Source organism: Bacillus sp. DC4300-2b2 (assembly GCF_049895685.1).
In the GTDB taxonomy this organism is placed as follows: domain Bacteria; phylum Bacillota; class Bacilli; order Bacillales; family Bacillaceae; genus Bacillus; species Bacillus safensis.
The window spans coordinates 308623-333256 of the sequence record NZ_JAFCSW010000002.1 but is presented as its reverse complement, the minus strand read 5'-3'; the positions used below and the strand labels follow the sequence as shown (position 1 = coordinate 333256).

The following is a 24634-nucleotide window of genomic DNA, read 5'->3' as shown; positions in this document are numbered from 1 at the left end:
TTATGAAAGAAAGAGGACTTTTAATCGTTCTCTCTGGACCTTCGGGAGTTGGAAAAGGAACGGTCAGACAAGCCATTTTCTCCCAGGAAGATACGAAATTTGAATACTCTATTTCTGTGACGACACGCAAACCGCGTGAAGGTGAAAGAAATGGTGTCGATTATTTCTTTAAAACCAGGGAAGAATTTGAACATATGATTGAAAACAAAAAGCTGTTAGAATGGGCAGAGTACGTCGGGAATTACTACGGCACGCCTGTTGACTATGTAGAACAGACATTAAGCGAAGGAAAAGATGTTTTCCTTGAAATTGAAGTGCAAGGTGCACTTCAAGTAAGAGAAGCATTCCCGGAAGGTCTATTTATTTTCCTTGCACCGCCTAGTCTTTCAGAACTTCAAAACCGTATCATTACACGCGGTACAGAATCTGAAGAGCTCATTCGAAACCGAATGGCCGCTGCGAAAGAAGAAATTGAAATGATGGATGCTTACGATTATGTCGTTGAAAACGATGATGTCGAGCTTGCTTGTGAAAGAATCAAAGCGATCGTCCTTGCCGAACATCTGCGCAGAGACAGAGTCGCACCAAGATATAAAAAAATGCTGGGGGTAGAATAAACCATGTTAGATCCTTCAATTGACTCATTGATGAACAAACTTGATTCAAAATATACACTTGTAACAGTGTCTGCACGCCGTGCACGTGAAATGCAGATCCACCAAGATCAGCAAATTGAAAACACAAAGTCTTACAAATTTGTAGGTAAAGCACTAGAAGAAATCGACGCTGGTCTTTTGACATTTGAAAAAGAGGATCAAGAATAACACATCGCTTCTGCTATGCAGATACGATACGTTCAAAAAAGTCAAAACTATGATTGGTTTTGACTTTTTTGAATTGTAGACGAATTTGTGAAAAAGGCCGTTAAGGGGGACAAACAAATGTTACAGTCAAAAAATATTTTGCTCGGTGTCAGCGGAGGAATCGCCGTATATAAAGCAGCAGCACTTACTAGTAAACTTGTACAAGCAGGCGCAAATGTCAGAGTGATTATGACGGAATCTGCTCGTGAGTTTGTGTCTCCGCTTACCTTCCAAGCACTGTCTCGGCATGAGGTATATGTGGATACATTCAAAGAAAACAATCCAAAAGTCATTGCGCATATTGACGTAGCTGACTGGGCCGATCTCATTCTTGTTGCCCCTGCAACAGCACATACAATTGGTAAAATGGCCGCTGGACTTGCAGATGATATGCTCACGACGACTTTGCTTGCTTCAACAGCACCTGTATGGATCGCACCAGCGATGAATGTGCATATGTACGATCACCCGGCTGTGAAACGGAACATTCGCACATTATATGAAGACGGGTACCGGTTTATTGAGCCAAGTGAAGGTTATTTAGCCTGCGGGTACATTGGAAAAGGGCGATTAGAAGAGCCTGAAAAAATTGTAGAACACATCCGTGCTTTTTTTGAAGAGCCAAAAAGCTTACCGCTCTCAGGAAAAAAAGTTGTCGTGACAGCAGGCCCTACACGTGAAGTCATCGACCCTGTCCGGTTCTTTACAAACCGTTCTAGTGGAAAAATGGGCTATGCGATTGCAGAGGCTGCTCAGCAAATGGGGGCAGATGTTACGCTGATTTCTGGACCTGTTTCTTTAACTGAACCTGACCACGTACATGTAGTGCACGTTGAATCAGCTGAGGAGATGTATCAAGCTGCGCTAGATGTATACGGAGAAGCTGATCTTGTCATTAAATCAGCAGCTGTCGCCGATTACACCCCTGTCACGACATATGCTCATAAAATGAAAAAACAGGACGGCGCTCTGGACATTGAATTCACCCGGACAAAAGATATTTTAAAAGAGCTGGGGAAAAGAAAAGAGCATCAAGTGCTGGTCGGTTTTGCAGCTGAAACGCAGGATGTAGAATATTATGCGAAAAAGAAAATTGAATCAAAGCATCTAGATATGATTGTCGCCAATAACGTCACAAAAGAGGGTGCCGGCTTTGGTACAGATACCAATGTGGCAGCGATGATCAAAGCAGATGGTACGAAAAAAGAGCTGCCGATGATGAGCAAAAAAGACCTCGCTTTTGAAATTTTAAAGGAGGCAATACAGCTGCTTCCAGAAGAGCGTGATCGAGCATGATTGCTGAAGTCATCGTAGATGTCACAACGAAAGCCATTGACCGGCCATTTGATTACCGTGTACCAGATCGATTCAAAGATCTCGTCAAAGCGGGAATGAGGGTGGTCGTTCCCTTTGGCCCGAGGAAGATTCAAGGGTTTGTGACAAAAGTCAAAGATGAAACAGACATCAAGACAGGAAACATCAAAGAGATTGTCGATTTATTTGATTTATCACCTGTTCTGACAGATGAGCTATTGGAGCTTTCCCACTGGCTGACGGAAAAAACATTGTCCTATCATATCACGGCACTTCAATCGATGCTGCCCGCAGCCATGAAGGCAAAGTATGAAAAAGAAATTCAGGTGCTTTCAGAGGAAGAACTTCCGCAGTCATTGAAAGAGCTTTTCGGTCAGCGAGAAAGCATTCTTTATGCTGACATCCCGGCTGAACAATTAAAACAGATTCAAAAGCATGTCCAAAAAGGTCATCTAGAGGTGAGATACCATGTTTCGCAAAAATCTGGAAAGAAAAAGGTCCGCATGCTCCAGATGGCTGTATCGAAAGAAAAACTTGCAGAAAAACAGCAGCAGCTAAAGAAAAATGCGGTGAAACAAAAAGCACTGATCTCCTATCTGCTTGAAGCGGGAGAGACAACCTTTTTAGCGAAAGACTTGCAGCAGCAAACAGGCGCAAGTTCTCAAACGCTTAAAACCTTTATTCAAGAAGGGCTGTTAACAGAAAGCTATGAAGAGGTCTATCGAGACCCTTATCGTGACAGGGAGTTTACACCATCAGCTTCACTTGATCTCACGCCAGAGCAAAAAGAGGCGGCCAAGCATATTCATCAAGCAGTGAGTGAGGATCAGCACGAAACCTTTCTTTTGCACGGGGTGACAGGAAGCGGCAAAACGGAGATTTACTTGCAGACAATCGATCATGTTCTTCAAAAAGGAAAAGAAGCGATCGTTTTAGTTCCTGAAATCTCGTTAACCCCTCAAATGGTGCAGCGATTTAAAGAACGATTTGGCTCAAATGTGGCCGTTCTTCACAGCGGCTTATCGACAGGAGAAAAATATGATGAATGGCGGAAAATCCATCGCAAGGAAGTGAAGCTTGTCGTTGGCGCAAGATCTGCTGTTTTCGCTCCATTTGAAAATCTAGGCATGATTATTATAGATGAAGAGCATGAATCCTCTTATAAACAAGAAGAAATGCCTCGTTACCATGCCAAGGATGTCGCCATTGAACGAGCAGGTCGGCATCAATGTCCAGTCGTATTAGGCAGTGCAACACCTTCACTTGAAACCTATGCACGTGCGAAAAAAGGCGTCTATACATTGCTGTCGCTCAAACACCGCGTCAACCAGCAGCAGCTGCCGCACGTTTCGTTAATTGATATGAGAGAAGAACTAAGAAACGGCAACCGCTCCATGTTTTCAGAGGAATTGATGCTCAGGTTAAAGGAAGTGCTTGAAAGAAAAGAACAAGCCGTTTTATTTCTGAACAAAAGAGGCTATTCATCCTTTGTCATGTGCCGTGATTGCGGATATGTAGAGCAATGTCCTCATTGCGAAATTTCTCTCACCTATCACCGCTATCAAAAACGGCTGAAGTGCCATTATTGTGGTCACGAAGCTCCAGTACCTGCTGAATGTCCAGAATGTCACAGTGAGCATATTCGCTACTTTGGAACTGGCACGCAGCGAGTAGAAGAAGAACTGACAAAAGTACTGCCAGAGGCAAAAGTCATCCGAATGGATGTGGATACAACGTCTCGTAAAGGTGCTCACGAAAAGCTTCTTACCTCTTTTGGCAATAAAGAGGCGGACATTTTACTCGGGACGCAAATGATTGCAAAGGGACTGGATTTCCCAGATGTCACACTTGTTGGTGTTCTCAGTGCGGATACATCCCTTCACATCCCTGATTTCCGTTCAAGTGAAAAAACATTTCAGCTTCTCACACAGGTCAGCGGCAGGGCAGGGCGACATGAAAAAGCGGGCTCGGTTATTATTCAATCTTATACGCCTTCTCACTATAGTATTGAATTAACGAAGCAGCATGACTACGAAGCCTTTTATGAACAGGAGATGCTGCATCGCCGCCACCAGTCCTATCCGCCGTATTACTTTTTGGCGATGGTGACAGTGTCACATGAGGAAGTGACGAAGGCAGCACATGTGACTGATCAAATTGTCCAGTTCCTAAAAATGAATTGTGCACCGAATACGCGAATCCTTGGTCCGGCTGCATCACCAATCGCTAAGATCAAAGATAGATATCGCTATCAATGCGTGATAAAATACAAAAGGGAAAATGAACTGGCAAGTTTACTACGGAAAATACAAGACCATTATCAAAAGGAAATGGAACAAAAACAATTGATGATTTCAATAGATATGAATCCATATATGATGATGTAAAACGGAGGGCTATAAGTGGCAGTAAAACCAATAGTCATACATCCGGCAGAAGTGCTTGAACAAAAGACAGAGCGTGTTGATACGTTCGATAAAAAGCTTAAAAAACTGCTGGATGATATGTATGATACAATGCTTGAGCTGGATGGAGTTGGACTAGCAGCACCACAAATCGGTGTTTCAAAAAGAATCGCTGTTGTAGATATCGGAGAAGAATCTGGCAGAATTGACTTAGTGAACCCCGAGGTGCTTGAAGTAGAAGGAAGCCAGACAGATATTGAAGGCTGCCTGAGCTTTCCATCTTTATACGGCACTGTAGAGAGACCGAACTATGTGAAGGTAAAAGCCTATGATAAGAAAGGCAAACCATTTACAATAGAAGCAGACGGATTTTTAGCAAGAGCTTTATTGCACGAAATTGATCATTTAGACGGCATTTTATTTACGTCAAAAATCATTGAAACCTATACAGAAAAAGAACTTGCGGAAATGGAAGGGTGAAGAAAATGGCACGTATCGTATTTATGGGAACCCCTGATTTCTCAGTACCTGTGCTGCAAACACTAATAACAGAAGGATACGAAGTGGTAGGGGTCGTCACGCAGCCAGACCGCCCGAAAGGAAGAAAGCGAGTGCTCACACCGCCTCCTGTGAAAGTGGAAGCCTTAAAACACGGCATTCCTGTGTTGCAGCCTGAAAAGGTACGCCTAGATGAAGAAATTGATAAAGTGCTTGCATTACAGCCGGATTTAATCGTCACAGCGGCATTTGGACAAATTCTACCTAAACGGTTACTTGATGAACCTAAGTTTGGCTGTATCAATGTTCATGCCTCGCTCCTGCCAGAACTAAGAGGCGGCGCGCCGATTCATTATGCGATCCTTCAAGGCAAAAAGAAAACAGGCGTTACGATCATGTACATGGTGGAAAGGCTCGATGCAGGTGACATGATCAGTAAAGTAGAAGTGGAAATCGATGAATTAGACAATGTTGGAACACTGCATGACAAATTAAGTACAGCTGGTGCCGCACTTCTAAAAGATACGGTGCCAAATGTTCTGAGCGGGTCTATTTCTCCGATTCCGCAAAATGAAGAAGCCGCCACATACGCACCAAATATTAAGCGGGAGCAAGAAAGATTAGACTGGACAAAAACCGGTGAAGAGCTTTACAACCAAGTTCGCGGGCTAAATCCATGGCCAGTTGCCTATACTGAATGGAACGGCGCTCATCTAAAAGTATGGGAAGCGAAAAAGGTTCCGCTGCAAGCGCAAGAAGAACCTGGGAAAGTGATTGAGCTTCAAAAAGAAGGTCCAGTCATTGGAACGGGGAATAAGCAAGGCCTCTTGTTAACAGGTGTGCAGCCGGCTGGTAAGAAAAAAATGAGCGGCGAAGACTTCTTAAGAGGCGCAAATATCGAAATTGGACAGAAATTAGGGTTAATGAATGAAGAAAAGTAATGTGAGAGAAGTAGCGCTGGACGCTTTAATCAAACTCGAACAAAACCAAGCTTACAGTAATTTGCTTTTGCAGTCAGTCATGAAAGATAAAGACTTAGCTGATCAGGACAAACCGCTGTTAACAGAGCTTGTGTATGGTACACTGCAAAATAAATTGGCATTAGATTATATGCTTGCGCCCTTTGTGAAAAAACCGCAAAAGGTCGCTCCATGGGTGATGCAGCTTTTACGGATGTCTCTTTATCAAATGGTGTACCTTGAAAAAATACCAGATCGTGCAGCCATTCATGAAGCTGTCGAGCTAACGAAAAAGCGCGGGCACAAAGGCATTTCTTCACTTGTGAACGGTGTTCTTCGTTCCGTACAAAGAGAAGGCGTTCCGTCATTTGATGCGATCAAAGATCCAGTAAAACGGCTGTCCATTGAGACAAGCCACCCATTATGGCTTGTGCAGGAATGGGTTCAGGCGTACGGATTTGAAGCGGCAGAAAACATGTGCCGCATTCATTTAGTCCCGCCAAAGCAAACCCTTCGCGTCAATCGAATGAAAACTGACCGCACGGCACTGCAGCAAAAGCTAATGGATGCAGGCATCGAAACGGAGCTTGGCGACTTATCTGAAGATGCACTTAAGCTCATGAAAGGGTCCATCGTCTCAACCCCTTCTTTTCAAGAAGGCTATGTTACGATACAAGACGAAAGCTCTATGCTTGTTGCAAGAGCGCTTGACCCTCAGCCAGGAGAAACGGTGCTTGACGCCTGTGCGGCTCCTGGCGGAAAATCAACACATATTGCAGAACGTATGAATGATGAGGGGAAAATTGTTTCACTTGATTTACATGAACATAAAGTGAAACTCATCAAACAAGCAGCAAAACGTCTGAACCTTACTCAGATTGAGGCAAAAGCACTTGATGCAAGGAAAGCAGCAGACTATTACAGCGAAGCTTCGTTTGACCGCATTCTCATTGATGCGCCGTGTTCCGGTTTTGGCGTCATTAGACGAAAACCAGATATGAAATATACAAAGTCACAAGAAGACTCAGCAAGGCTTGCAGCTATCCAGCAGGCCATTTTAAAGGAAGCGGCCCCGCTTTTAAAACCGGGCGGAACCCTTGTATACAGTACATGTACAATGGATCCAACAGAAAATCAACAAGTGATTCATGCGTTTTTACAAGAACACCAAGACTTCGAACCCGATCTATCTCTTAATGAACGGCTGCCTGAGCAGGTTGCTCCGTTTGTTCAAAACGGAAGTGTACAAATTCTTCCTCATTATTTCGGAACAGATGGTTTCTTTATTTGCAGCATGAGAAAGAAGGGATAAAAAATGACAGAACAAAAAGTAAGAAAAGAACTGAAGACAGAAATGCCGTCGATTTACTCATTTGAGCTTCACGAAATGAAAGAATGGTTAAAAGAACAAGGCGAAAAGCCTTTCCGCGCAGCTCAAATTTTCGAGTGGCTTTATGAGAAACGTGTGACATCCTTTGACGATATGTCTAACCTTTCAAAGGATTTAAGAGAAAAATTAAAAAATCAATTTGCGATCACCACATTAAAAACTGTCATCAAACAAACGTCTCAAGACGGAACGATCAAGTTTTTATTTGAATTACATGATGGCTATACCATTGAAACAGTGCTGATGCGCCACGAATACGGAAACTCTGTCTGTGTCACAACTCAGGTTGGCTGTAGAATTGGCTGTACATTCTGTGCATCTACACTTGGCGGGTTAAAACGAAACCTTGAAGCAGGAGAAATCGTTGCTCAAGTATTGAAAGTGCAGCAGGCACTTGACGAAACAGATGAGAGAGTCAGCTCGGTTGTCATCATGGGAATTGGCGAACCGTTTGATAACTTTGACGAAATGCTTGCCTTCCTTAAAATCATCAACCATGACAACGGCTTAAATATTGGCGCACGTCATATTACAGTGTCGACAAGCGGAATCATTCCAAAGATCTATCAATTCGCTGATGAGCAAATGCAAATCAATTTTGCTGTTTCCCTGCATGCACCGAACACAGAAATCAGAAGCCGTTTAATGCCGATCAATAAGGCATATAAGCTGCCGAAATTAATGGAAGCCATTGAATACTACATTCAAAAAACAGGAAGACGTGTCAGCTTTGAATACGGCCTGTTTGGCGGAGTAAATGATCAAGTTCATCATGCAGAAGAGCTTGCAGACTTATTAAAAGGAATCAAGTGCCACGTGAACCTCATTCCAGTGAACTATGTACCGGAAAGGGATTATGTAAGAACACCGAGAGAACAAATCTTCCTATTTGAAAAAACGCTGAAAGAACGCGGCGTAAACGTAACGATTAGACGAGAGCAAGGCCATGACATTGATGCTGCTTGCGGTCAGCTAAGAGCGAAGGAGCGTCAGGAAGAGACGAGGTGACGAATGTTGATAAGGGCAGCCTTTCAAACCGATACAGGAAAAGTCCGTCAGCATAATGAAGATGATGCAGGTATTTTTGAAGCAAAAGAAGACACCCTTCTAGCTGTTGTAGCAGATGGAATGGGAGGTCATCTTGCTGGTGATGTCGCCAGCAGGATGGCCGTCTCTTCTTTAAAAGAATACTGGGAAGAAACATCTTCAATCCCAGCAAAACCAGCAGAGCAAGAAAGCTGGTTAATCTCAAAAATTAGTGACATTAATGATCAAGTATATGAACATGCGAAAAACAATGAGGAGTGCCAAGGAATGGGGACGACCATTGTTTGTGCGCTTGTTCATTTGCAAACGGTCACAATTGCCCATATTGGAGACAGCCGCTGCTACTTGCTAAGAGAAGGAGCACTGACCCAGCTAACGGATGACCATTCACTTGTAAATGAGCTTGTGAAAACAGGTGAAATTTCTAAAGAAGATGCAGAATATCATCCAAGAAAAAATGTGCTCACGAAAGCACTAGGAACAGATAAACACGTTCAAATCGATGCACATACTTTTGAAGTGGACCCAGGAGATCAAATCCTGCTTTGCTCAGATGGTTTATCAAATAAAGTAGAAGAAGAGAATTTGATTGAAATTTTAACGCAAACGACCGCACCAGATGAAAAAGTAACAGCATTAATCCAAACAGCGAATGACAACGGCGGTGAAGATAACATTACAGCAGTATTGTTAGAAATCTCCTCCCAGCCAGAGGAGGGTGACAGCAAGTGTTGATCGGAAAACGGATCAGCGGCCGTTATCAGATTCTTCGCGTCATAGGCGGAGGCGGAATGGCAAACGTTTATTTGGCGGAGGATATGATTTTAGATCGCGAAGTCGCGATTAAAATTTTGCGCTTTGATTTTGCAAGCGATGATGATTTTATTAGACGTTTCCGGCGCGAGGCGCAATCAGCCGCAAGCTTAGATCATTCAAATATTGTCAGCATCTACGATGTAGGGGAAGAAGATGACATTTATTATATTGTCATGGAATATGTCGAGGGGATGACGCTAAAAGAATACATACACGCCAATGGCCCGCTTCATCCGAAAGAAGCCGTTCGCATTATGGAGCAAGTCGTTGCAGCGATGGAAGAAGCTCATGCGAAACAGATCGTCCACCGGGACATTAAGCCTCACAATATATTAATAGACAACATGGGTAATATTAAAGTGACTGATTTTGGGATTGCCATAGCACTCAGCTCAGCGACCATCACCCACACAAATTCGGTCCTAGGATCCGTGCACTATTTGTCTCCAGAACAAGCACGCGGAGGTCTTGCGACGAAAAAGTCAGACATCTATTCACTTGGCATTGTGCTCTATGAACTCATTTCTGGACGCATGCCATTTGAAGGAGAATCAGCTGTCAGTGTTGCGCTGAAGCATTTGCAATCAGAGCCGCCATCTGTGAGAAGGTGGAATCCTTCTGTTCCACAAAGCGTGGAAAACATCATTTTAAAGGCGATGGCCAAAGACCCATTTTATCGATATGAAGATGCATCTGAAATGCAAAAAGATTTACAAACTGCTTTCGACCCTTCAAGACTAAAAGAAAAACGCTTTGTGATTGAAGAAGATCATGAAGCAACGAAAGCGATCCCAATCATTCAAGATCATCAAGTCGATCAAGACAATGAAAAAACAGCTGTCCATCCAGTGAAAAAACCGAAGAAAAAAAAGGAACAAAAGCCGAAAAAGAAACGGAAAAAATGGCCTTGGATTGTAGCATCCATCCTATTTATTCTGACTGCTGCGACCATTTTAGCCATCACTGTGTTTCCGGGACTGCTTTTTCCAAAAGATGTTGAGGTCACTGATGTATCTGGCATGACGATTGATAAAGCCGAGGACACCTTGAAGAAAGCTGGCTTTACCGTCGCCTCTGATCCAATTGAGATCGCTGATGAAAAAATTGAAAAAGGGCTTGTCGTCAAAACAGACCCGAAAATCGGCACAAAGGTAAAAGAAGGAACCGAAATTCAGCTTTACCAAAGTACGGGCAAGGAAAAAACCGAATTACCTGATGTAACAGGTGAAAAGGTCGATAAAGCAAAAGAATTATTAGAGAAAAAAGGGTTTAAGCAAGTTGTTGTGGAGGAAGTAAATGATAATGACACCGAATCTGGAATTGTCATGGAACAGAAACCTTCAGCGAGTACTGAGCTTGTGGCAGCAGATGAAGAAGTGACGTTGACGGTCAGCATAGGTCCTGCCGATATTACTTTGCGGGATTTAACGACATATAGTAAACAGGCTGCATCGAATTATTTAGAGGATAACGGATTAAAGCTTGATGAAAAAGAAGCGTATTCTGATGATGTGCCAAAAGGTGAAGTGATGAAACAGGAGCCAGGAGCTGGTACTGCTGTGAAACCAGGTGATACGGTTAAGATCACCTTCTCACTCGGACCGAAGAAAAAACCGGCTAAAACAGTGACTGAGAAGATTGCCATCCCGTATGAACCAGTAACAGAAGGGCAAGAGATGACCGTTCAGATTTCCATTGACGATGCTGAGCATAGCATTTCTGATTCATATGAAACCTTTAACATCACTGCACCAACTGAACGGACCATTAAATTTAAGATTGAACCAGGTCAAAAAGGATACTATCAAGTGACGGTTGATGATAAAGTCGTAAGCTCTAAAACAATCGAATACCCTGAAGATGAATAAAGGAGGGACTTTATGCCTGAGGGCAAAATTATTAAAGCATTAAGCGGATTTTATTATGTGCTCGATGAGTCTTTAGAAACTGGAAAAGTGATTCAGTGCAGAGCGAGAGGCATTTTTCGGAAAAACAAAATCACACCTCTTGTTGGAGATTATGTCGTGTATCAAGCAGACAACGATAAAGAAGGCTACTTATTAGAAGTAAAAGAGCGGACAAACGAACTTGTTCGTCCGCCTATTAGTAACGTCGATCAAGCGGTGCTCGTTTTCTCTGCGACAGAACCAACCTTTAGCACATCGCTTTTAGACAGATTTCTAGTGCTTGTAGAAGCAAATGATATTGAGCCGATTATCTGTATCACAAAAGTGGACTTATTGAAAACAGATGAAGAGCGTGAAAGTATCCAAGGCTATGCAGAGGACTATCGGCAAATTGGATATGATGTTCATTTAACATCCACGATCGAGGGAGACGGAATTGAAAAGCTGACCCCGCATTTTCACAATAAGATCACTGTATTTGCTGGTCAGTCTGGTGTAGGCAAGTCCTCTCTTTTAAATGCGATGAGTCCTGATCTGGCGCTGAAAACCAATGATATTTCCTCCCATCTTGGAAGAGGGAAACATACGACAAGACATGTCGAACTCATTCGTACAGCAGAAGGACTTATTGCAGATACACCTGGCTTTAGCTCACTCGAATTTACCGGCATCGAAGCGGAAGATTTAGGTCTTTACTTTTTAGAAATCAAAGAGCGGAGTGCAGATTGTAAGTTTAGAGGCTGCCTGCACGTGAAAGAGCCAGGCTGTGCGGTAAAAGATGCGGTCGAACAAGAGCAAATCAGAGAGTATCGCTATCAGCATTATTTAGAGTTTTTAACTGAAATCAAAGACAGAAAGCCGAGGTACTAAATCATGGTTTATATTGCCCCTTCCATTTTATCAGCAGATTTCTCCAATTTGGAGAAAGATATCCGAGATGTGGAACAAGGCGGAGCGGATTACATTCATATCGATGTGATGGACGGCCATTTTGTACCGAATATCACATTTGGGCCGAATGTTGTGGAAGCAATCAGACCGCATACAAAGTTGCCGCTCGATGTTCACTTAATGATTGAGCAGCCAGACCGGTATATTCCTGCATTCGCCAAAGCAGGTGCTGACATTATTTCTGTCCATGTAGAGGCTTGTCCGCACTTGCACCGAACGATACAGCACATAAAAGAACAAGGTGTAAAAGCAGGTGTTGTCTTGAACCCACACACACCTGTTTCCCACATTGAGCATGTATTAGAAGATGTAGACCTTGTCTTATTCATGACGGTGAATCCTGGTTTTGGCGGTCAGGCGTTTATTCCATCTGTCCTCACGAAGGTAAAAGAAGTGAAGACCCTTAGTGAACAAAAGGGCTTGTCAGATTTACTCATAGAAATAGACGGCGGTGTCAATGTAGAGACTGCAAAGAGCTGTAAAGAGGCGGGCGCTAACTTACTTGTGGCCGGCTCAGCGGTATACGGTAAAGACAACCGTGCAGCAGCCATTCAGGCCATTCGAGAAGCGTAAAAAAAGGAACCAAAGTCATTGTGATCTTTGGTTCTTTTTACATGGAAAGGAGCGTATATCATGCACATACATATCGTAGCCGGCGGTCCTTTTGAATACATTCCGCCCCTTGAACATGAAGCATCACAGGATGATATTCTCTGGGTTGGTGTAGACCGGGGAACCCTCTTTTTACTAGAGCACGGCATCATGCCTGCCAAGGCTTTTGGTGATTTTGACAGTGTGACAGAAGAAGAGCTTTGTGAGCTGAAAAAGAAATTGCCTGCCCTGAATGTATTTCAGGCTGAAAAGGATGAAACCGATTTAGAGCTTGCGCTGAACTGGGCCATGCGCCAGCACCCAGCGCATATTTACATCTACGGCATTACAGGAGGAAGGGCTGATCATTTTCTAGGAAATATTCACCTTCTATATCAAGGCATTCAGCGCAAGCAGAACATGACTCTTGTAGATAAACAAAATATCATTCAAATGTTTGGGCCTGGTACATACGAAATAAAAGAAGACCCGGATAAAAAATATGTGTCGTTTCTGCCCTTTGGTACATCGGTTGAAAAGCTGACATTAAAAGGTTTCAAATATCCTCTGAAAAATTGTCATATTGAGCCTGGTTCCACACTATGTATTAGTAACGAACTCATCCACTCAAATGGTACTTTTTCTTTTCATGAAGGCATATTAATAATGGTAAGAAGCAAAGATTGACCAACCTATCAATGTGGATGGCTGATTAAGCTCAATTGTGCTGCAAGCGGTACTTTTAGGAGGGGGACAAAATGAAATTTTATACAATCAAACTGCCTAGATTTCTTGGGGGCATTGTCCGTGCGATGCTTGGTTCATTTAAAAAAGATTAATGAGTAATCTCCTTTATTTCCACATAAAAACGCCTGCTACAGTTTATTGTAGCAGGCGTTTACTCTTGCTTATACACGCTCAACTTTACCAGATTTCAAAGCTCGAGCTGATACATATACTCTTTTAGGCTTACCGTCCACTAGAATACGAACTTTTTGAAGGTTCGCGCCCCATGTACGTTTTGTAGAGTTCATTGCGTGAGAACGGTTGTTCCCAGCTTTTGTTTTTCTGCCTGTAATAACGCATTTACGTGCCATTTGTTTCCCTCCTAACTGCGAAAACATCATCATATTCTTCATATACGTACTTAGAGATGCCTCAAGATACTTTAATAATTTACCACAGCTTCAAGGGGTTTGCAAGGATTGTTTACTCCTCTTTCAAGAAAAATACCTTGACATCTTGATAAAAAATCAAGGCTATAGTATAAGTAGGATTGGGTCGGATTGAATGATTTCTTTTAAAAAGAAGGGTCTTATAGTAAAATAGTGATAACTCAGGGCAATTTCTCAAAAAGGGGGAACCAATGTGTCCATTGAACTTAGAACGAAATACGGACAAATTGATATATCAAATGAAGTCATTGCAATGGTGGCAGGAGGCGCTGCGATCGATTGCTATGGTATTGTTGGCATGGCGTCCAAAAATCAAATCAAGGACGGCTTGACGGATATTCTCCGCAAAGAGAACTTCAGCCGGGGTGTTCTTGTGCGTCAAAAAGAAGACCGCATTCATATTGATATGTACATCATCGTCAGCTACGGTACAAAAATATCAGAAGTCGCACATAATGTTCAAACGAAAGTCAAATACACGATTCATCACACAATTGGACTTTCTGTTGACTCGGTCAACATTTATGTACAAGGAGTAAAAGTTACGAACCCGTAGTAAGGAGGAAATATATTGTCTATTAGAAATCTTGATGGCCGCTCATTTGCAAAAATGATTCTTGCAGGTGCTCACCATCTTTCTCAAAACGCACAAATTGTGGATGCGTTAAATGTTTTTCCAGTGCCAGACGGAGACACGGGGACAAATATGAATTTGTCGATGACTTCAGGGGCCAAAGCAGTTGAAGAAATAAATACCGATCATATTGGGAAGGTCGGCGTGGCTCTCTCGAAAGGGCTATTGATGGGCGCAAGAGGAAACTCAGGCGTGATCCTGTCACAGCTCTTTAGAGGTTTCAGTAAACATATTGAGCAAAAAGAAACGATTGATGCAAAAGAATTTGCTCTTGCCTTACAGGCGGGTGTTGATACAGCATATAAAGCCGTAATGAAACCGATTGAAGGGACCATCTTAACGGTTGCAAAGGATGCAGCAAAGAAAGCGGTTGCTGTGTCAGCAGCAGAGGATCAAATTGACCGCGTTCTAGAGTTAACGATTGAGGAAGCAAGAGCATCACTTGATCGAACGCCAGATCTGCTTCCTGTCTTAAAAGAAGTGGGCGTTGTCGATAGTGGGGGTAAAGGACTTCTATGCGTATATGAAGGTTTCCTTGCTTCATTAAGAGGAGAAGAGCTTCCTCCTAAAGCGGCTTCTTTACCGACGCTAAAAGAACTTGTCAGTGCAGAGCATCATAAAAGTGCACAAAGCCATATGAACACAGAAGATATCGAATTTGGCTACTGTACTGAATTTATGGTGAAATTTGAAGAAGACAAACAGTCCTTTGATGAGAATGCCTTCAGAGAAGACTTAAGTGAATTCGGAGATTCACTTCTTGTGGTGTCTGACGATACACTTGCGAAAGTTCATATTCATGCAGAGCAGCCAGGAGATGTCTTATCATATGCACAGCGCTACGGTAGCTTGATTAATATGAAAATTGAAAACATGAGAGAGCAGCATAGTTCAATCGTGAACGAAGAAAGAGAAAACGCGCCTGCTGCACCAAAAGCACCTGCTGCTGAAAAACAGCGCTTTGGCGTCGTCAGTGTCGCAATGGGAGAAGGAATTGCTGAATTGTTCAAAAGCATCGGAGCTTCCGTCGTCATTGAAGGCGGGCAGACGATGAATCCGAGCACAGAAGACATTGTCACAGCAATAGAAAGCGTACATGCCGAAACCGTCTTTATTTTACCTAATAATTCTAATATTGTCATGGCAGCTAAACAGGCGGCAACTGTCTCAAGTCGTGAGGTCGTTGTCATTCCGACGAAGACCGTTCCTCAAGGAATGTCGGCACTTCTTTCTCTCAATGAAGCAGCTTCAAATGAAGATAACGAAAGAGCGATGCTAGAAGCGATTGACCATGTGAAAAGCGGGCAAATTACCTTTGCAGTGAGAGATACTCAAATTGATGGAATCGACATTGCAAAAGGTGACTATATGGGTCTGTTCAACGGGAAAATCACCTTAACAGCGAAAAATCAATTAGATGCAGCAAAAGAACTTCTCGCCAAAATGGTGACAGAAGATGATGAGATTGTCACAATCATTAAAGGGGAAGATGCCTCATCTGATGAGCTGGATGCGTTACAAGCCTTTATTGAAGAAACATTTGAAGATGTAGAAGTTGAAGTCCACGATGGAAAACAGCCGCTTTATTCATATATTTTGGCGGTTGAATAACGAAAGAAGGGCAAATAAAGCCCTTCTTCTTCTTTTGCAATTTTTTACTAGCCATTCCACGGTGAAATGAGTTGCGGGAAACGAATGAATCCATTAGTCTAAAGAAAGAACCAAACCATACGTGAGTGGTGATGAGAGGGGAAGACCTATGAAATTTAGAAGTGTGTTTGATATTATTGGACCTGTCATGATTGGGCCATCAAGTTCGCACACAGCGGGTGCGGCTCGTATCGGGAGAGTAGCTCGCAGCTTATTTGGAAGAGAGCCGAAACGAATTGTCATTTCATTTTATGGTTCCTTTAAAGATACGTATAAAGGACACGGTACAGATGTCGCCATTATCGGCGGTGTTCTTGACTTTGATACATTTGATGAGCGAATCAAAACAGCGATCGATATTGCTAAAAGCAAAGAGATCGATATTGAATTTAAAGAAGAAGAGGCAGTGCCGGCGCATCCGAATACAGCAAAAGTAGAGATTTCAGATGCGAATGGAAGCCTTGAATTAATCGGCATTTCCATCGGCGGAGGTAAAATTGAAATCACAGAATTAAATGGCTTTGAGCTCAGGCTTTCAGGGAATCATCCTGCCATTCTTGTGGTTCATAACGATCGCTACGGGACGATTGCGGCAGTTGCCAATGTCTTAGCGAAATTCGCCATCAACATCGGTCATATGGAAGTGGCGCGTAAAGATGTCGGGCAAGAGGCACTGATGACGATTGAAGTGGATCAAAATATTGACCCAGCTGTCCTATCAGAGCTTGAAACCCTGCCAAACATTATTCAAGTCACACAAATTGCAGAGTAACAACAAGGAGGTTATGAATGATGTTTAAAAACGTCAAAGAACTCGTGCAGCTAACAGAAGAACGGAATACCTCCATTTCAGAAATTATGATTGTGCAAGAAATGGAAGTGACAGGGAAGTCACGTGAAGAAATTTTCTCCCAGATGTACCGCAACTTAGAAGTGATGGAGCAGGCTGTTGAAAACGGGCTGAAAGGTGTGAAATCATTATCAGGCTTAACAGGCGGAGATGCAGTCAAACTTCAAGCCTATATCGCATCAGGCAAAACGCTGTCTGGTCATACGATATTAGATGCTGTCAGTAAAGCAGTTGCAACAAATGAAGTCAATGCCGCAATGGGAACCATTTGTGCAACGCCTACAGCAGGTTCAGCAGGAGTTGTACCCGGTACGTTATTTGCAGTAAAAGAAACATTAAAGCCAACAAAGGAACAAATGGTCAGATTCCTATTTACTTCTGGCGCATTTGGTTTTGTTGTGGCGAATAACGCCAGCATTTCCGGTGCAGCAGGCGGCTGTCAGGCAGAGGTAGGTTCTGCATCAGGTATGGCAGCAGCAGCTATAGTTGAAATGGCAGGCGGTACACCGCAGCAATCTGCAGAAGCGATGGCAATTACACTCAAAAACATGCTTGGACTTGTTTGCGATCCAGTAGCGGGACTTGTCGAAGTGCCGTGCGTGAAACGAAATGCAATGGGTGCATCTAACGCTATGATCGCAGCAGACATGGCTCTTGCTGGCATCACAAGCCGCATTCCTTGTGATGAAGTCATTGATGCGATGTACAAAATCGGTCAAACGATGCCAACAGCTCTTCGTGAAACAGCCCAAGGCGGTCTCGCTGCGACACCGACAGCAAGAGAGCTTGAAAAGAAGATTTTCGGAGGTGTGACCTCATCTCGTGATACAGAAACTGCAAGATAATGTCTCTGTCCTGAAGGGGATTGGAGAGGAAACCGAAAAAACACTCAATGAACTTGGAATCTACACAGTAGCCGATTTACTCGGCTACTTTCCTTATCGATATGACGACTATGAGCTTCGTAACTTAGAAGAAGTAAGGCATGACGAACGAGTCACAGTTGAAGGGAAAGTACATAGTGAGCCCGTTCTCACCTATTATGGAAAAAAACGAAGCAGGCTGACATTCAGGCTGCTTGTCGGGCGTTTTCTCATTACAGCGATTTGTTTCAATCGCCCATATTTAAAACGAAGCCTTGTGTTAGGTGATACAGTTTCCGTCACAGGAAAATGGGATAAAAACCGTCAATCTATCATGGTGCAGGAATTTAAAAAAGGGACGCACGAGCAAGATGGCAGCATAGAGCCCGTTTATTCAGTAAAAGAAAATGTGACCGTGAAAATGATGAGACGCTTTGTGAAACAAGCCTTGTCACTTTATGCAGACAAAGCTGAAGATCCATTGCCAAAGCAGCTTGTCTCTGCCTATAAACTCATGTCCTATCAAGAAGCATTAAAAACCATTCATCTCCCAGAAACAAGAGACTCACTCAAGCAAGCAAGACGACGTTTTGTGTACGAGGAATTTCTCATCTTTCAGCTGAAGATGCAGGCGATTAGAAAGAAAGAGCGAGAGAGAACGTCAGGCATCCAGCATCCTTTTTCCAAAGAAGCTGTTTTTGAGTTTGTTCACAGCCTGCCATTTCCATTGACGAAGGCACAATCAAGAGTGCTTGATGAAATCATGTCGGACATGGCGTCTCCATATCGAATGAACCGGCTGCTCCAAGGAGATGTAGGTTCTGGGAAAACAGCTGTTGCAGCCATTGCGCTTTATGCCGCTCATTTATCAGGTTTTCAAGGTGCATTAATGGTCCCAACAGAAATTTTGGCAGAACAGCATGCTGATTCGCTTTACCAGCTGTTTGAAAAATGGGGACTGAATATCGCCCTTTTGACAAGCTCTGTGAAAGGAAAGCGCCGTAGAGAATTGCTTGAACGTCTAAAAGAAGGCGAGATTGACATTTTAGTCGGCACGCACGCACTCATTCAAGACGAAGTCGAATTTCAGCAGCTTGGTCTTGTCATAACAGATGAACAGCACCGGTTTGGCGTAGAGCAGCGGAAAAAACTGCGAAGTAAAGGTCAGGACCCAGATGTCTTGTTTATGACTGCCACACCTATTCCGCGAACACTTGCGATCACTGTTTTTGGAGAAATGGACGTATCCGTCATTGATGAATTGCCAGCTGGCAGAAAACAAATCGAAACGTATTGGGTGAAGCATGACATGCTTGAGAGAATTCTTGCTTTTGTGGATAAAGAGCTGAGAAAAGGCAGACAGGCATATATTATTTGTCCGCTCATTGAAGAATCAGACAAGCTGGACGTCCAAAATGCGCTTGATGTCCATAGCATGCTGACTGAAGCATACCGCGGTAAGTGGTCGATTGGCTTAATGCATGGGAAACTGGCAAGTGATGAAAAAGATCAAGTAATGAGAGCCTTTACCGCAAATGAAGTGCAAATTCTTGTTTCAACCACAGTCGTTGAAGTCGGGGTCAACGTACCGAATGCAACCATCATGGTCATTTATGATGCAGACCGTTTTGGACTGTCTCAGCTTCATCAGCTTAGAGGCCGGGTCGGCCGAGGAGAGCATCAATCATTTTGTATTTTAATGGCTGATCCAAAGTCAGAAACGGGGAAAGAGCGGATGCGGATCATGTCCGAAACAACCGATGGCTTTGAGCTGTCTGAAAAGGACTTAGAACTAAGAGGACCCGGCGACTTCTTCGGTAAAAAACAAAGCGGGATGCCTGAATTTAAGGTAGCAGATATGGTTCACGACTATAGAGCATTGGAAACGGCTAGAAAAGACGCAGCTGACCTTGTCCAATCTGACGTTTTTTGGACTGATCCCGAATACAAAGAACTCCGGCAAACACTGATAGACAGCGGTGTGCTAGGCGGGGATAAATTAAGCTGATCAAACGCTGGAGGAATTTTCTTGTCTTTTTGAAACAAGGATTGATTTCTCATCTATGAGATTATATACTACTATTAGTACCTAGTCATAAATGTACGGATGGTGTCTGCATATGAAACTAAATAAAAAAGAACGTCAAAAGCTCCTCCAGCAAACGATCAGCTCGACTCCATTCATTACTGATGAAGAATTGGCAAGTAAATTCGGTGTCAGCATACAAACGGTTCGTCTTGATCGTTTAGAGCTGTCGATCCCTGAATTACGCGAAAGAATTAAGCATGTGGCCGAAAAGACATTAGAGGATGAAGTAAAGTCACTTCCACTGGATGAAGTGATTGGAGAAATGATTGATGTAGAACTTGATGACCAAGCCATTTCCATTTTAGAAGTGAGAAAAGAGCATGTATTCAGCCGAAACCAAATTGCCAGGGGACATCATCTCTTCGCCCAGGCAAATTCGCTGGCAGTTGCCGTCATTGACGATGAACTGGCTTTGACAGCAAAAGCGAATATCAGGTTTACAAGGCAGGTGAAACAAGGCGAAAGAGTTGTCTCTAAAGCCAAAGTAGCCTCACATGATAAAGAAAAAGGAAGAACCGTAGTTGAAGTAAACAGCTATGTTGGTGAGGAAGTTGTCTTCTCAGGTGACTTCGTCATGTATCGCTCAAAACAAAAGTAAAAGGTGGCACGTAATATGAGAATTGCAGTCGATGCAATGGGGGGAGATCATGCCCCTAAAGCCATTATTGACGGTGTGCAAAAAAGCTTAACGGCATTTTCAGATATCGAGATTACACTTGTCGGCGATGAAAACAAAATCAAACCATACATAACAAACAACGACCGCATCACGATTTTAGATGCAAAAGAAGTCATTGAACCGACGGATGAACCAGTGCGTGCAGTCAGACGTAAAAAGGATTCATCCATGGTCAAAATGGCGCAGGAAGTCTCCGAGGGACGAGCAGATGCCTGCATCTCAGCAGGAAATACCGGCGCCCTCATGACAGCTGGGCTGTTTATCGTAGGCAGAATTGACGGTATTGACAGACCAGCCCTTGCCCCAACTTTGCCAACACTGGATGGTAGCGGCTTCTTATTACTAGATGTTGGTGCCAACGTTGATGCAAAACCAGAACATCTCGTGCAATATGCCATGATGGGATCCATCTACGCAGAGCGTGTCTTTCCAAAGAGCAATCCGCGTGTTGGACTGTTAAATGTAGGAACAGAAGATAAAAAAGGCAACGATTTAACGAAAAAAACCTTTGAATTATTAAAAGCATCAGACTTGAATTTCGTAGGAAATGTAGAGTCCCGTGACTTATTAGAAGGTGTTGCTGACGTTGTTGTCACAGATGGTTTCACAGGAAATATCGCGCTTAAAACGATTGAAGGCACAGCCCTTTCTGTCTTTAAAATGCTGAAAGAAACATTAACATCCAGTTTCACAGCAAAAATAGCAGCAGGCATGATGAAGCCGAAATTGATGCAGATGAAATCTAAAATGGATTACTCTGAATATGGCGGTGCCGCTTTATTTGGTTTAAAGGCACCTGTTATTAAAGCGCACGGCTCCTCTGATGAAAATGCCATTTTCCATGCAATTCGTCAGGCACGTGATATCGTAGAAAAAGACGTTTCAGCTATCATTCATCAAGAAGTCCAAAAAGAAACGACGAATGAGTCTTAATGGAGGTAAAGCAGCATGACTAAAATTGCATTTTTATTCCCTGGCCAAGGCTCTCAAAAAATTGGCATGGGAAAAGATTTATTTGACCAAGAAGCAGTATCTAAAGCTGTATTTGAAGAAGCAGACAATACCCTCGGGTTTGATTTATCTTCTATGATTTTTGAAGGGGATGCAGAAGAACTGACGCTCACTTATAACGCGCAGCCAGCTCTTTTAACAACAAGTATCGCCATCTTAAAGAAATTTGAAGAGAGCGGAATCAAAGCAGATTATGCAGCAGGACACAGTCTTGGCGAATACACTGCCCTCGTTGCAGCAGGCGCACTTTCGTTTAAAGATGCTGTTTATGCAGTCAGAAAGCGCGGAGAATTAATGAATGAAGCTGTTCCAGCAGGAGAAGGCGCCATGGCAGCGATTCTCGGCTTAGACAAAGCGGCACTTGTAGAAGTGACAAAAGAAGTGACAGAAAGCGGTCACCTTGTAGAGCTCGCTAACTTAAACTGTCCTGGTCAAATCGTCATCTCTGGTACAGCAAAAGGGGTAGAACTTGCTTCAGAAAAAGCGAAAGAAAAAGGCGCAAAACGTGCAATTGCCCTTGAAGTGAGCGGACCTTTCCATTCTGCATTAATGAAACCAGCCGCTGAAAAATTTACAGATGTTTTGTCAAAGCTGGATATTAAGGATGCGAAAACTCCGGTCATCTCAAATGTAACAGCAGACATCGTGACATCTCGTGATGACATTGAGACAAAGCTCATTGAACAACTGTATTCTCCAGTTCGTTTTGAAGAAAGTGTGGAGCGCCTTATTGATTTAGGCGTCACAACATTTATTGAAATTGGTCCTGGCAAAGTGCTTTCAGGTCTTGTGAAAAAAGTGAATCGCCGCCTGACGACGATTTCCGTTTCAGATCAAGAAACAATTGAAGCAGCTATTCAAACACTCAAGGGGGATTCTTGATGCTTACAAATAAAACAGCCGTTGTAACAGGAGCATCACGCGGGATTGGCCGTTCCATCGCGATCGATCTAGCAAAAAGTGGTGCAAATGTTGTCGTGAACTATTCTGGAAACGAAGCAAAAGCAAATGAAGTCGTAGATGAAATCAAAGCACTCGGCCAGCAGGCATTTGCAGTTAAAGCTGATGTCTCAAATGCTGAAGAAGTACAAGCTATGATGAAACAAGCGATTGATACCTTTGGTTCAATTGACATTCTTGTGAATAATGCAGGCATCACAAAGGACAACCTGCTCATGAGAATGAAAGAGAATGAATGGGATGATGTCATTAACATAAACTTAAAGGGTGTCTTTAACTGTACAAAAGCCGTGACACGTCAAATGATGAAGCAAAGAAGCGGAAGAATCATCAATTTGGCTTCAGTCGTTGGTGTATGTGGAAACCCTGGACAAGCAAACTATGTTGCAGCAAAAGCTGGCGTCATCGGATTAACGAAAACAACAGCAAAAGAGCTGGCAACTCGTCACATTACAGTTAATGCAGTAGCACCAGGCTTTATTTCAACAGATATGACAGACAAGCTTGATGACAATGTACAGACGGAAATGCTCAAACAAATCCCGCTCGCACGCTTTGGTGCACCTGAAGATATTAGCAACGTCGTTGTCTTTTTAGCTTCAGAAGGAGCAGGTTATATTACAGGCCAAACCATCCAAGTAGATGGCGGAATGGTCATGTCCTAAGAAATATCAAAATTTCATTAGGTTTTCTCTAGTTTTTTAAAAACGAATCAACTATAATACTTTGAGGGGAGGTGAAAGGCAATGGCAGACGTATTAGAGCGTGTATCAAAAATTATTGTAGACCGCCTTGGCGTTGATGAGGCTGACGTGAAAATGGAAGCTTCATTTAAAGAAGATTTAGGCGCTGATTCCCTTGATGTAGTTGAGCTAGTTATGGAACTTGAAGATGAGTTCGATATGGAAATTTCTGACGAAGATGCTGAAAAAATTGCAACAGTCGGTGACGCTGTGAACTACATAAATAACCAGCAATAAGCGTAACAAAGTCCCGTCTACTTTCGACGGGACTTTGAAAATTTATGTTAGTTTCAACACATTCAGCTGATCAATTGTCAGCCTTTTTCAGATGCTGGGAGCAATGTTTCCCTGCATGTAGAAAGAGAGACTCCATATAATCAGTATCCTTAAAGGCGATTACGCCTACCTGGAGGTTGCTATGCCAAAACAATATAAAGACAAACAGAAACAGAGCAAAAAACTAGAGCAATTTAGAGAATTCCAGCAGCGCATTTCTGTACACTTCAAAAATGAAAAGCTTCTATATCAAGCTTTTACCCATTCCTCTTATGTGAATGAACACCGGAAAAAGCCATACGAGGACAATGAAAGACTTGAATTTTTAGGAGATGCTGTTTTAGAATTGACCATCTCTCAATTCTTATTTGCAAAATATCCAGCGATGAGCGAGGGAGATTTAACGAAACTAAGAGCGGCTATCGTATGTGAACCGTCACTTGTATCACTAGCGCATGAGTTGTCCTTCGGTGACCTTGTTCTTTTAGGAAAAGGCGAAGAAATGACAGGCGGCAGAAAACGCCCAGCACTCTTAGCGGACGTATTCGAGGCGTTTATCGGCGCACTTTATTTAGATCAGGGACTGGAGCCAGTTGAACGGTTCCTAGAAGCGTACGTTTATCCGAAAATTAATGATGGAGCGTTCTCGCACGTCATGGACTTTAAAAGCCAGCTGCAAGAATTTGTCCAGCGCGATGGAAAAGGTGTGCTTGAATACCGCATCCTGCATGAAAAAGGGCCCGCACATAACCGGGAATTTGAAGCAAATGTATCCCTTCGAGGTGAAGTGCTCGGAATCGGAAATGGACGCTCTAAAAAAGAAGCAGAACAGCACGCTGCACAGGAAGCACTTGCTAAATTGCAGAAACATCATATGAACCAATAAAATCCCCCTCGTTATTCAGGGGGATTTCACTCTGTTTTCCATCATCTTTTTACACTTCATATGGTAAGATGATAGTA

26 protein-coding genes are annotated in these 24634 nt (G+C 43.0%); 25 read left to right on the top strand and 1 reads right to left on the bottom strand.

Annotated elements, in window-relative coordinates; translation table 11 throughout:
* The first annotated feature begins 2 nt into the window (after window positions 1–2).
* The 14 genes from gmk to spoVM all read left to right on the top strand — a co-directional run bounded on the left by gmk (window position 3) and on the right by spoVM (window position 13580).
* Window positions 3–617, top strand: coding sequence for a guanylate kinase (gmk, locus tag ACP69X_RS06575; protein ID WP_024424214.1), 615 nt, complete (start codon window positions 3–5; stop codon window positions 615–617).
* Between the two features lie 3 nt (window positions 618–620).
* Window positions 621–824 (top strand): DNA-directed RNA polymerase subunit omega, encoded by a 204-nt coding sequence (rpoZ, locus tag ACP69X_RS06570; protein ID WP_003211647.1) that lies wholly within the window; start codon window positions 621–623, stop codon window positions 822–824.
* A gap of 117 nt (window positions 825–941) precedes the next feature.
* On the top strand, window positions 942–2159 hold the full coding sequence (coaBC, locus tag ACP69X_RS06565; RefSeq protein WP_411264379.1) for a bifunctional phosphopantothenoylcysteine decarboxylase/phosphopantothenate--cysteine ligase CoaBC: 1218 nt from the start codon (window positions 942–944) through the stop codon (window positions 2157–2159).
* On the top strand, window positions 2156–4564 hold the full coding sequence (gene priA, locus ACP69X_RS06560) for a primosomal protein N' (RefSeq protein WP_426052534.1): 2409 nt from the start codon (window positions 2156–2158) through the stop codon (window positions 4562–4564). The genes coaBC and priA overlap by 4 nt, the downstream gene beginning before the upstream one ends.
* Window positions 4565–4579: 15 nt before the next feature.
* On the top strand, window positions 4580–5062 hold the full coding sequence (def, locus tag ACP69X_RS06555) for a peptide deformylase (protein ID WP_041084886.1): 483 nt from the start codon (window positions 4580–4582) through the stop codon (window positions 5060–5062).
* A 5-nt stretch (window positions 5063–5067) separates the two neighbouring features.
* On the top strand, window positions 5068–6021 hold the full coding sequence (gene fmt, locus ACP69X_RS06550) for a methionyl-tRNA formyltransferase (RefSeq protein ID WP_039178449.1): 954 nt from the start codon (window positions 5068–5070) through the stop codon (window positions 6019–6021).
* Window positions 6008–7351 carry a 16S rRNA (cytosine(967)-C(5))-methyltransferase RsmB gene (gene rsmB, locus ACP69X_RS06545; RefSeq protein ID WP_212039810.1) on the top strand — a complete coding sequence of 448 codons (1344 nt, stop codon included), beginning with the start codon at window positions 6008–6010 and terminating at the stop codon, window positions 7349–7351. Before fmt ends, rsmB begins: the two co-directional genes overlap by 14 nt.
* 3 nt (window positions 7352–7354) lie before the next feature.
* Window positions 7355–8437 carry a 23S rRNA (adenine(2503)-C(2))-methyltransferase RlmN gene (rlmN, locus tag ACP69X_RS06540; protein ID WP_024424208.1) on the top strand — a complete coding sequence of 361 codons (1083 nt, stop codon included), beginning with the start codon at window positions 7355–7357 and terminating at the stop codon, window positions 8435–8437.
* Window positions 8438–8440: 3 nt separating this feature from the next.
* Entirely contained in the window at window positions 8441–9211 is a 771-nt protein-coding gene (locus ACP69X_RS06535; protein ID WP_041084883.1) for a Stp1/IreP family PP2C-type Ser/Thr phosphatase, read from the top strand.
* Window positions 9205–11160, top strand: a complete 1956-nt coding sequence (gene pknB, locus ACP69X_RS06530) for a Stk1 family PASTA domain-containing Ser/Thr kinase (RefSeq protein ID WP_305960441.1) — start codon at window positions 9205–9207, stop codon at window positions 11158–11160. The genes ACP69X_RS06535 and pknB overlap by 7 nt, the downstream gene beginning before the upstream one ends.
* 12 nt (window positions 11161–11172) lie before the next feature.
* Window positions 11173–12069, top strand: coding sequence for a ribosome small subunit-dependent GTPase A (gene rsgA, locus ACP69X_RS06525; protein WP_039178462.1), 897 nt, complete (start codon window positions 11173–11175; stop codon window positions 12067–12069).
* 3 nt (window positions 12070–12072) lie between these two features.
* A complete protein-coding gene (gene rpe / locus ACP69X_RS06520; protein WP_041084879.1) occupies window positions 12073–12723 on the top strand; it encodes a ribulose-phosphate 3-epimerase in 651 nt (216 codons plus the stop codon).
* A 60-nt stretch (window positions 12724–12783) separates the two neighbouring features.
* Complete coding sequence (locus tag ACP69X_RS06515) at window positions 12784–13428, top strand: thiamine diphosphokinase (RefSeq protein ID WP_041084878.1); 645 nt, start codon at window positions 12784–12786, stop codon at window positions 13426–13428.
* Window positions 13429–13499: 71 nt separating this feature from the next.
* On the top strand, window positions 13500–13580 hold the full coding sequence (spoVM, locus tag ACP69X_RS06510; protein ID WP_008354550.1) for a stage V sporulation protein SpoVM: 81 nt from the start codon (window positions 13500–13502) through the stop codon (window positions 13578–13580).
* A 69-nt stretch (window positions 13581–13649) separates the two neighbouring features.
* Here the strand turns inward: spoVM and rpmB are convergent, their stop codons facing one another.
* Window positions 13650–13838 carry a 50S ribosomal protein L28 gene (rpmB, locus tag ACP69X_RS06505; protein ID WP_003212514.1) on the bottom strand — a complete coding sequence of 63 codons (189 nt, stop codon included), beginning with the start codon at window positions 13836–13838 and terminating at the stop codon, window positions 13650–13652.
* A gap of 271 nt (window positions 13839–14109) precedes the next feature.
* Here rpmB and ACP69X_RS06500 point away from each other — a divergent pair, with 271 nt between their 5' ends.
* From ACP69X_RS06500 to rnc, 11 genes are all read left to right on the top strand, one after another.
* Window positions 14110–14472: an Asp23/Gls24 family envelope stress response protein gene (locus ACP69X_RS06500; RefSeq protein WP_008344871.1), complete on the top strand. Its 363-nt coding sequence runs from the start codon at window positions 14110–14112 to the stop codon at window positions 14470–14472.
* A gap of 15 nt (window positions 14473–14487) precedes the next feature.
* A complete protein-coding gene (locus ACP69X_RS06495) occupies window positions 14488–16161 on the top strand; it encodes a DAK2 domain-containing protein (protein ID WP_305960442.1) in 1674 nt (557 codons plus the stop codon).
* Between the two features lie 148 nt (window positions 16162–16309).
* The gene (sdaAB, locus tag ACP69X_RS06490; protein ID WP_041084875.1) at window positions 16310–16972 is read left to right on the top strand and encodes an L-serine ammonia-lyase, iron-sulfur-dependent subunit beta; all 663 of its coding nucleotides are present in this window, start codon (window positions 16310–16312) and stop codon (window positions 16970–16972) included.
* 20 nt (window positions 16973–16992) lie between these two features.
* Window positions 16993–17895, top strand: a complete 903-nt coding sequence (sdaAA, locus tag ACP69X_RS06485) for an L-serine ammonia-lyase, iron-sulfur-dependent, subunit alpha (protein WP_024424200.1) — start codon at window positions 16993–16995, stop codon at window positions 17893–17895.
* Window positions 17873–19921 (top strand): ATP-dependent DNA helicase RecG, encoded by a 2049-nt coding sequence (recG, locus tag ACP69X_RS06480; protein ID WP_041084874.1) that lies wholly within the window; start codon window positions 17873–17875, stop codon window positions 19919–19921. The genes sdaAA and recG overlap by 23 nt, the downstream gene beginning before the upstream one ends.
* Window positions 19922–20033: 112 nt before the next feature.
* Complete coding sequence (gene fapR / locus ACP69X_RS06475; RefSeq protein WP_024424199.1) at window positions 20034–20600, top strand: transcription factor FapR; 567 nt, start codon at window positions 20034–20036, stop codon at window positions 20598–20600.
* 15 nt (window positions 20601–20615) lie between these two features.
* Window positions 20616–21614 (top strand): phosphate acyltransferase PlsX, encoded by a 999-nt coding sequence (plsX, locus tag ACP69X_RS06470; protein WP_034281756.1) that lies wholly within the window; start codon window positions 20616–20618, stop codon window positions 21612–21614.
* Between the two features lie 15 nt (window positions 21615–21629).
* Window positions 21630–22574: an ACP S-malonyltransferase gene (gene fabD / locus ACP69X_RS06465; RefSeq protein WP_041084873.1), complete on the top strand. Its 945-nt coding sequence runs from the start codon at window positions 21630–21632 to the stop codon at window positions 22572–22574.
* Complete coding sequence (fabG, locus tag ACP69X_RS06460) at window positions 22574–23317, top strand: 3-oxoacyl-[acyl-carrier-protein] reductase (RefSeq protein ID WP_039178486.1); 744 nt, start codon at window positions 22574–22576, stop codon at window positions 23315–23317. Before fabD ends, fabG begins: the two co-directional genes overlap by 1 nt.
* A gap of 81 nt (window positions 23318–23398) precedes the next feature.
* Complete coding sequence (gene acpP / locus ACP69X_RS06455) at window positions 23399–23632, top strand: acyl carrier protein (RefSeq protein ID WP_008344853.1); 234 nt, start codon at window positions 23399–23401, stop codon at window positions 23630–23632.
* A 181-nt stretch (window positions 23633–23813) separates the two neighbouring features.
* Window positions 23814–24557 carry a ribonuclease III gene (rnc, locus tag ACP69X_RS06450; RefSeq protein WP_008344850.1) on the top strand — a complete coding sequence of 248 codons (744 nt, stop codon included), beginning with the start codon at window positions 23814–23816 and terminating at the stop codon, window positions 24555–24557.
* Window positions 24558–24634: the final 77 nt, after the last annotated feature.

Coding starts and splice junctions, on each gene's coding strand:
- gmk (WP_024424214.1), top strand. CDS start 3: ATGAAAGAAAGAGGACTTTTAATCGTTCTCTCTGGACCTTCGGGAGTT.
- rpoZ (WP_003211647.1), top strand. CDS start 621: ATGTTAGATCCTTCAATTGACTCATTGATGAACAAACTTGATTCAAAA.
- coaBC (WP_411264379.1), top strand. CDS start 942: ATGTTACAGTCAAAAAATATTTTGCTCGGTGTCAGCGGAGGAATCGCC.
- priA (WP_426052534.1), top strand. CDS start 2,156: ATGATTGCTGAAGTCATCGTAGATGTCACAACGAAAGCCATTGACCGG.
- fmt (WP_039178449.1), top strand. CDS start 5,068: ATGGCACGTATCGTATTTATGGGAACCCCTGATTTCTCAGTACCTGTG.
- rsmB (WP_212039810.1), top strand. CDS start 6,008: ATGAAGAAAAGTAATGTGAGAGAAGTAGCGCTGGACGCTTTAATCAAA.
- rlmN (WP_024424208.1), top strand. CDS start 7,355: ATGACAGAACAAAAAGTAAGAAAAGAACTGAAGACAGAAATGCCGTCG.
- ACP69X_RS06535 (WP_041084883.1), top strand. CDS start 8,441: ATGTTGATAAGGGCAGCCTTTCAAACCGATACAGGAAAAGTCCGTCAG.
- rsgA (WP_039178462.1), top strand. CDS start 11,173: ATGCCTGAGGGCAAAATTATTAAAGCATTAAGCGGATTTTATTATGTG.
- rpe (WP_041084879.1), top strand. CDS start 12,073: ATGGTTTATATTGCCCCTTCCATTTTATCAGCAGATTTCTCCAATTTG.
- ACP69X_RS06515 (WP_041084878.1), top strand. CDS start 12,784: ATGCACATACATATCGTAGCCGGCGGTCCTTTTGAATACATTCCGCCC.
- spoVM (WP_008354550.1), top strand. CDS start 13,500: ATGAAATTTTATACAATCAAACTGCCTAGATTTCTTGGGGGCATTGTC.
- rpmB (WP_003212514.1), bottom strand. CDS start 13,838: ATGGCACGTAAATGCGTTATTACAGGCAGAAAAACAAAAGCTGGGAAC.
- sdaAB (WP_041084875.1), top strand. CDS start 16,310: ATGAAATTTAGAAGTGTGTTTGATATTATTGGACCTGTCATGATTGGG.
- sdaAA (WP_024424200.1), top strand. CDS start 16,993: ATGTTTAAAAACGTCAAAGAACTCGTGCAGCTAACAGAAGAACGGAAT.
- fapR (WP_024424199.1), top strand. CDS start 20,034: ATGAAACTAAATAAAAAAGAACGTCAAAAGCTCCTCCAGCAAACGATC.
- plsX (WP_034281756.1), top strand. CDS start 20,616: ATGAGAATTGCAGTCGATGCAATGGGGGGAGATCATGCCCCTAAAGCC.
- fabD (WP_041084873.1), top strand. CDS start 21,630: ATGACTAAAATTGCATTTTTATTCCCTGGCCAAGGCTCTCAAAAAATT.
- fabG (WP_039178486.1), top strand. CDS start 22,574: ATGCTTACAAATAAAACAGCCGTTGTAACAGGAGCATCACGCGGGATT.
- acpP (WP_008344853.1), top strand. CDS start 23,399: ATGGCAGACGTATTAGAGCGTGTATCAAAAATTATTGTAGACCGCCTT.
- rnc (WP_008344850.1), top strand. CDS start 23,814: ATGCCAAAACAATATAAAGACAAACAGAAACAGAGCAAAAAACTAGAG.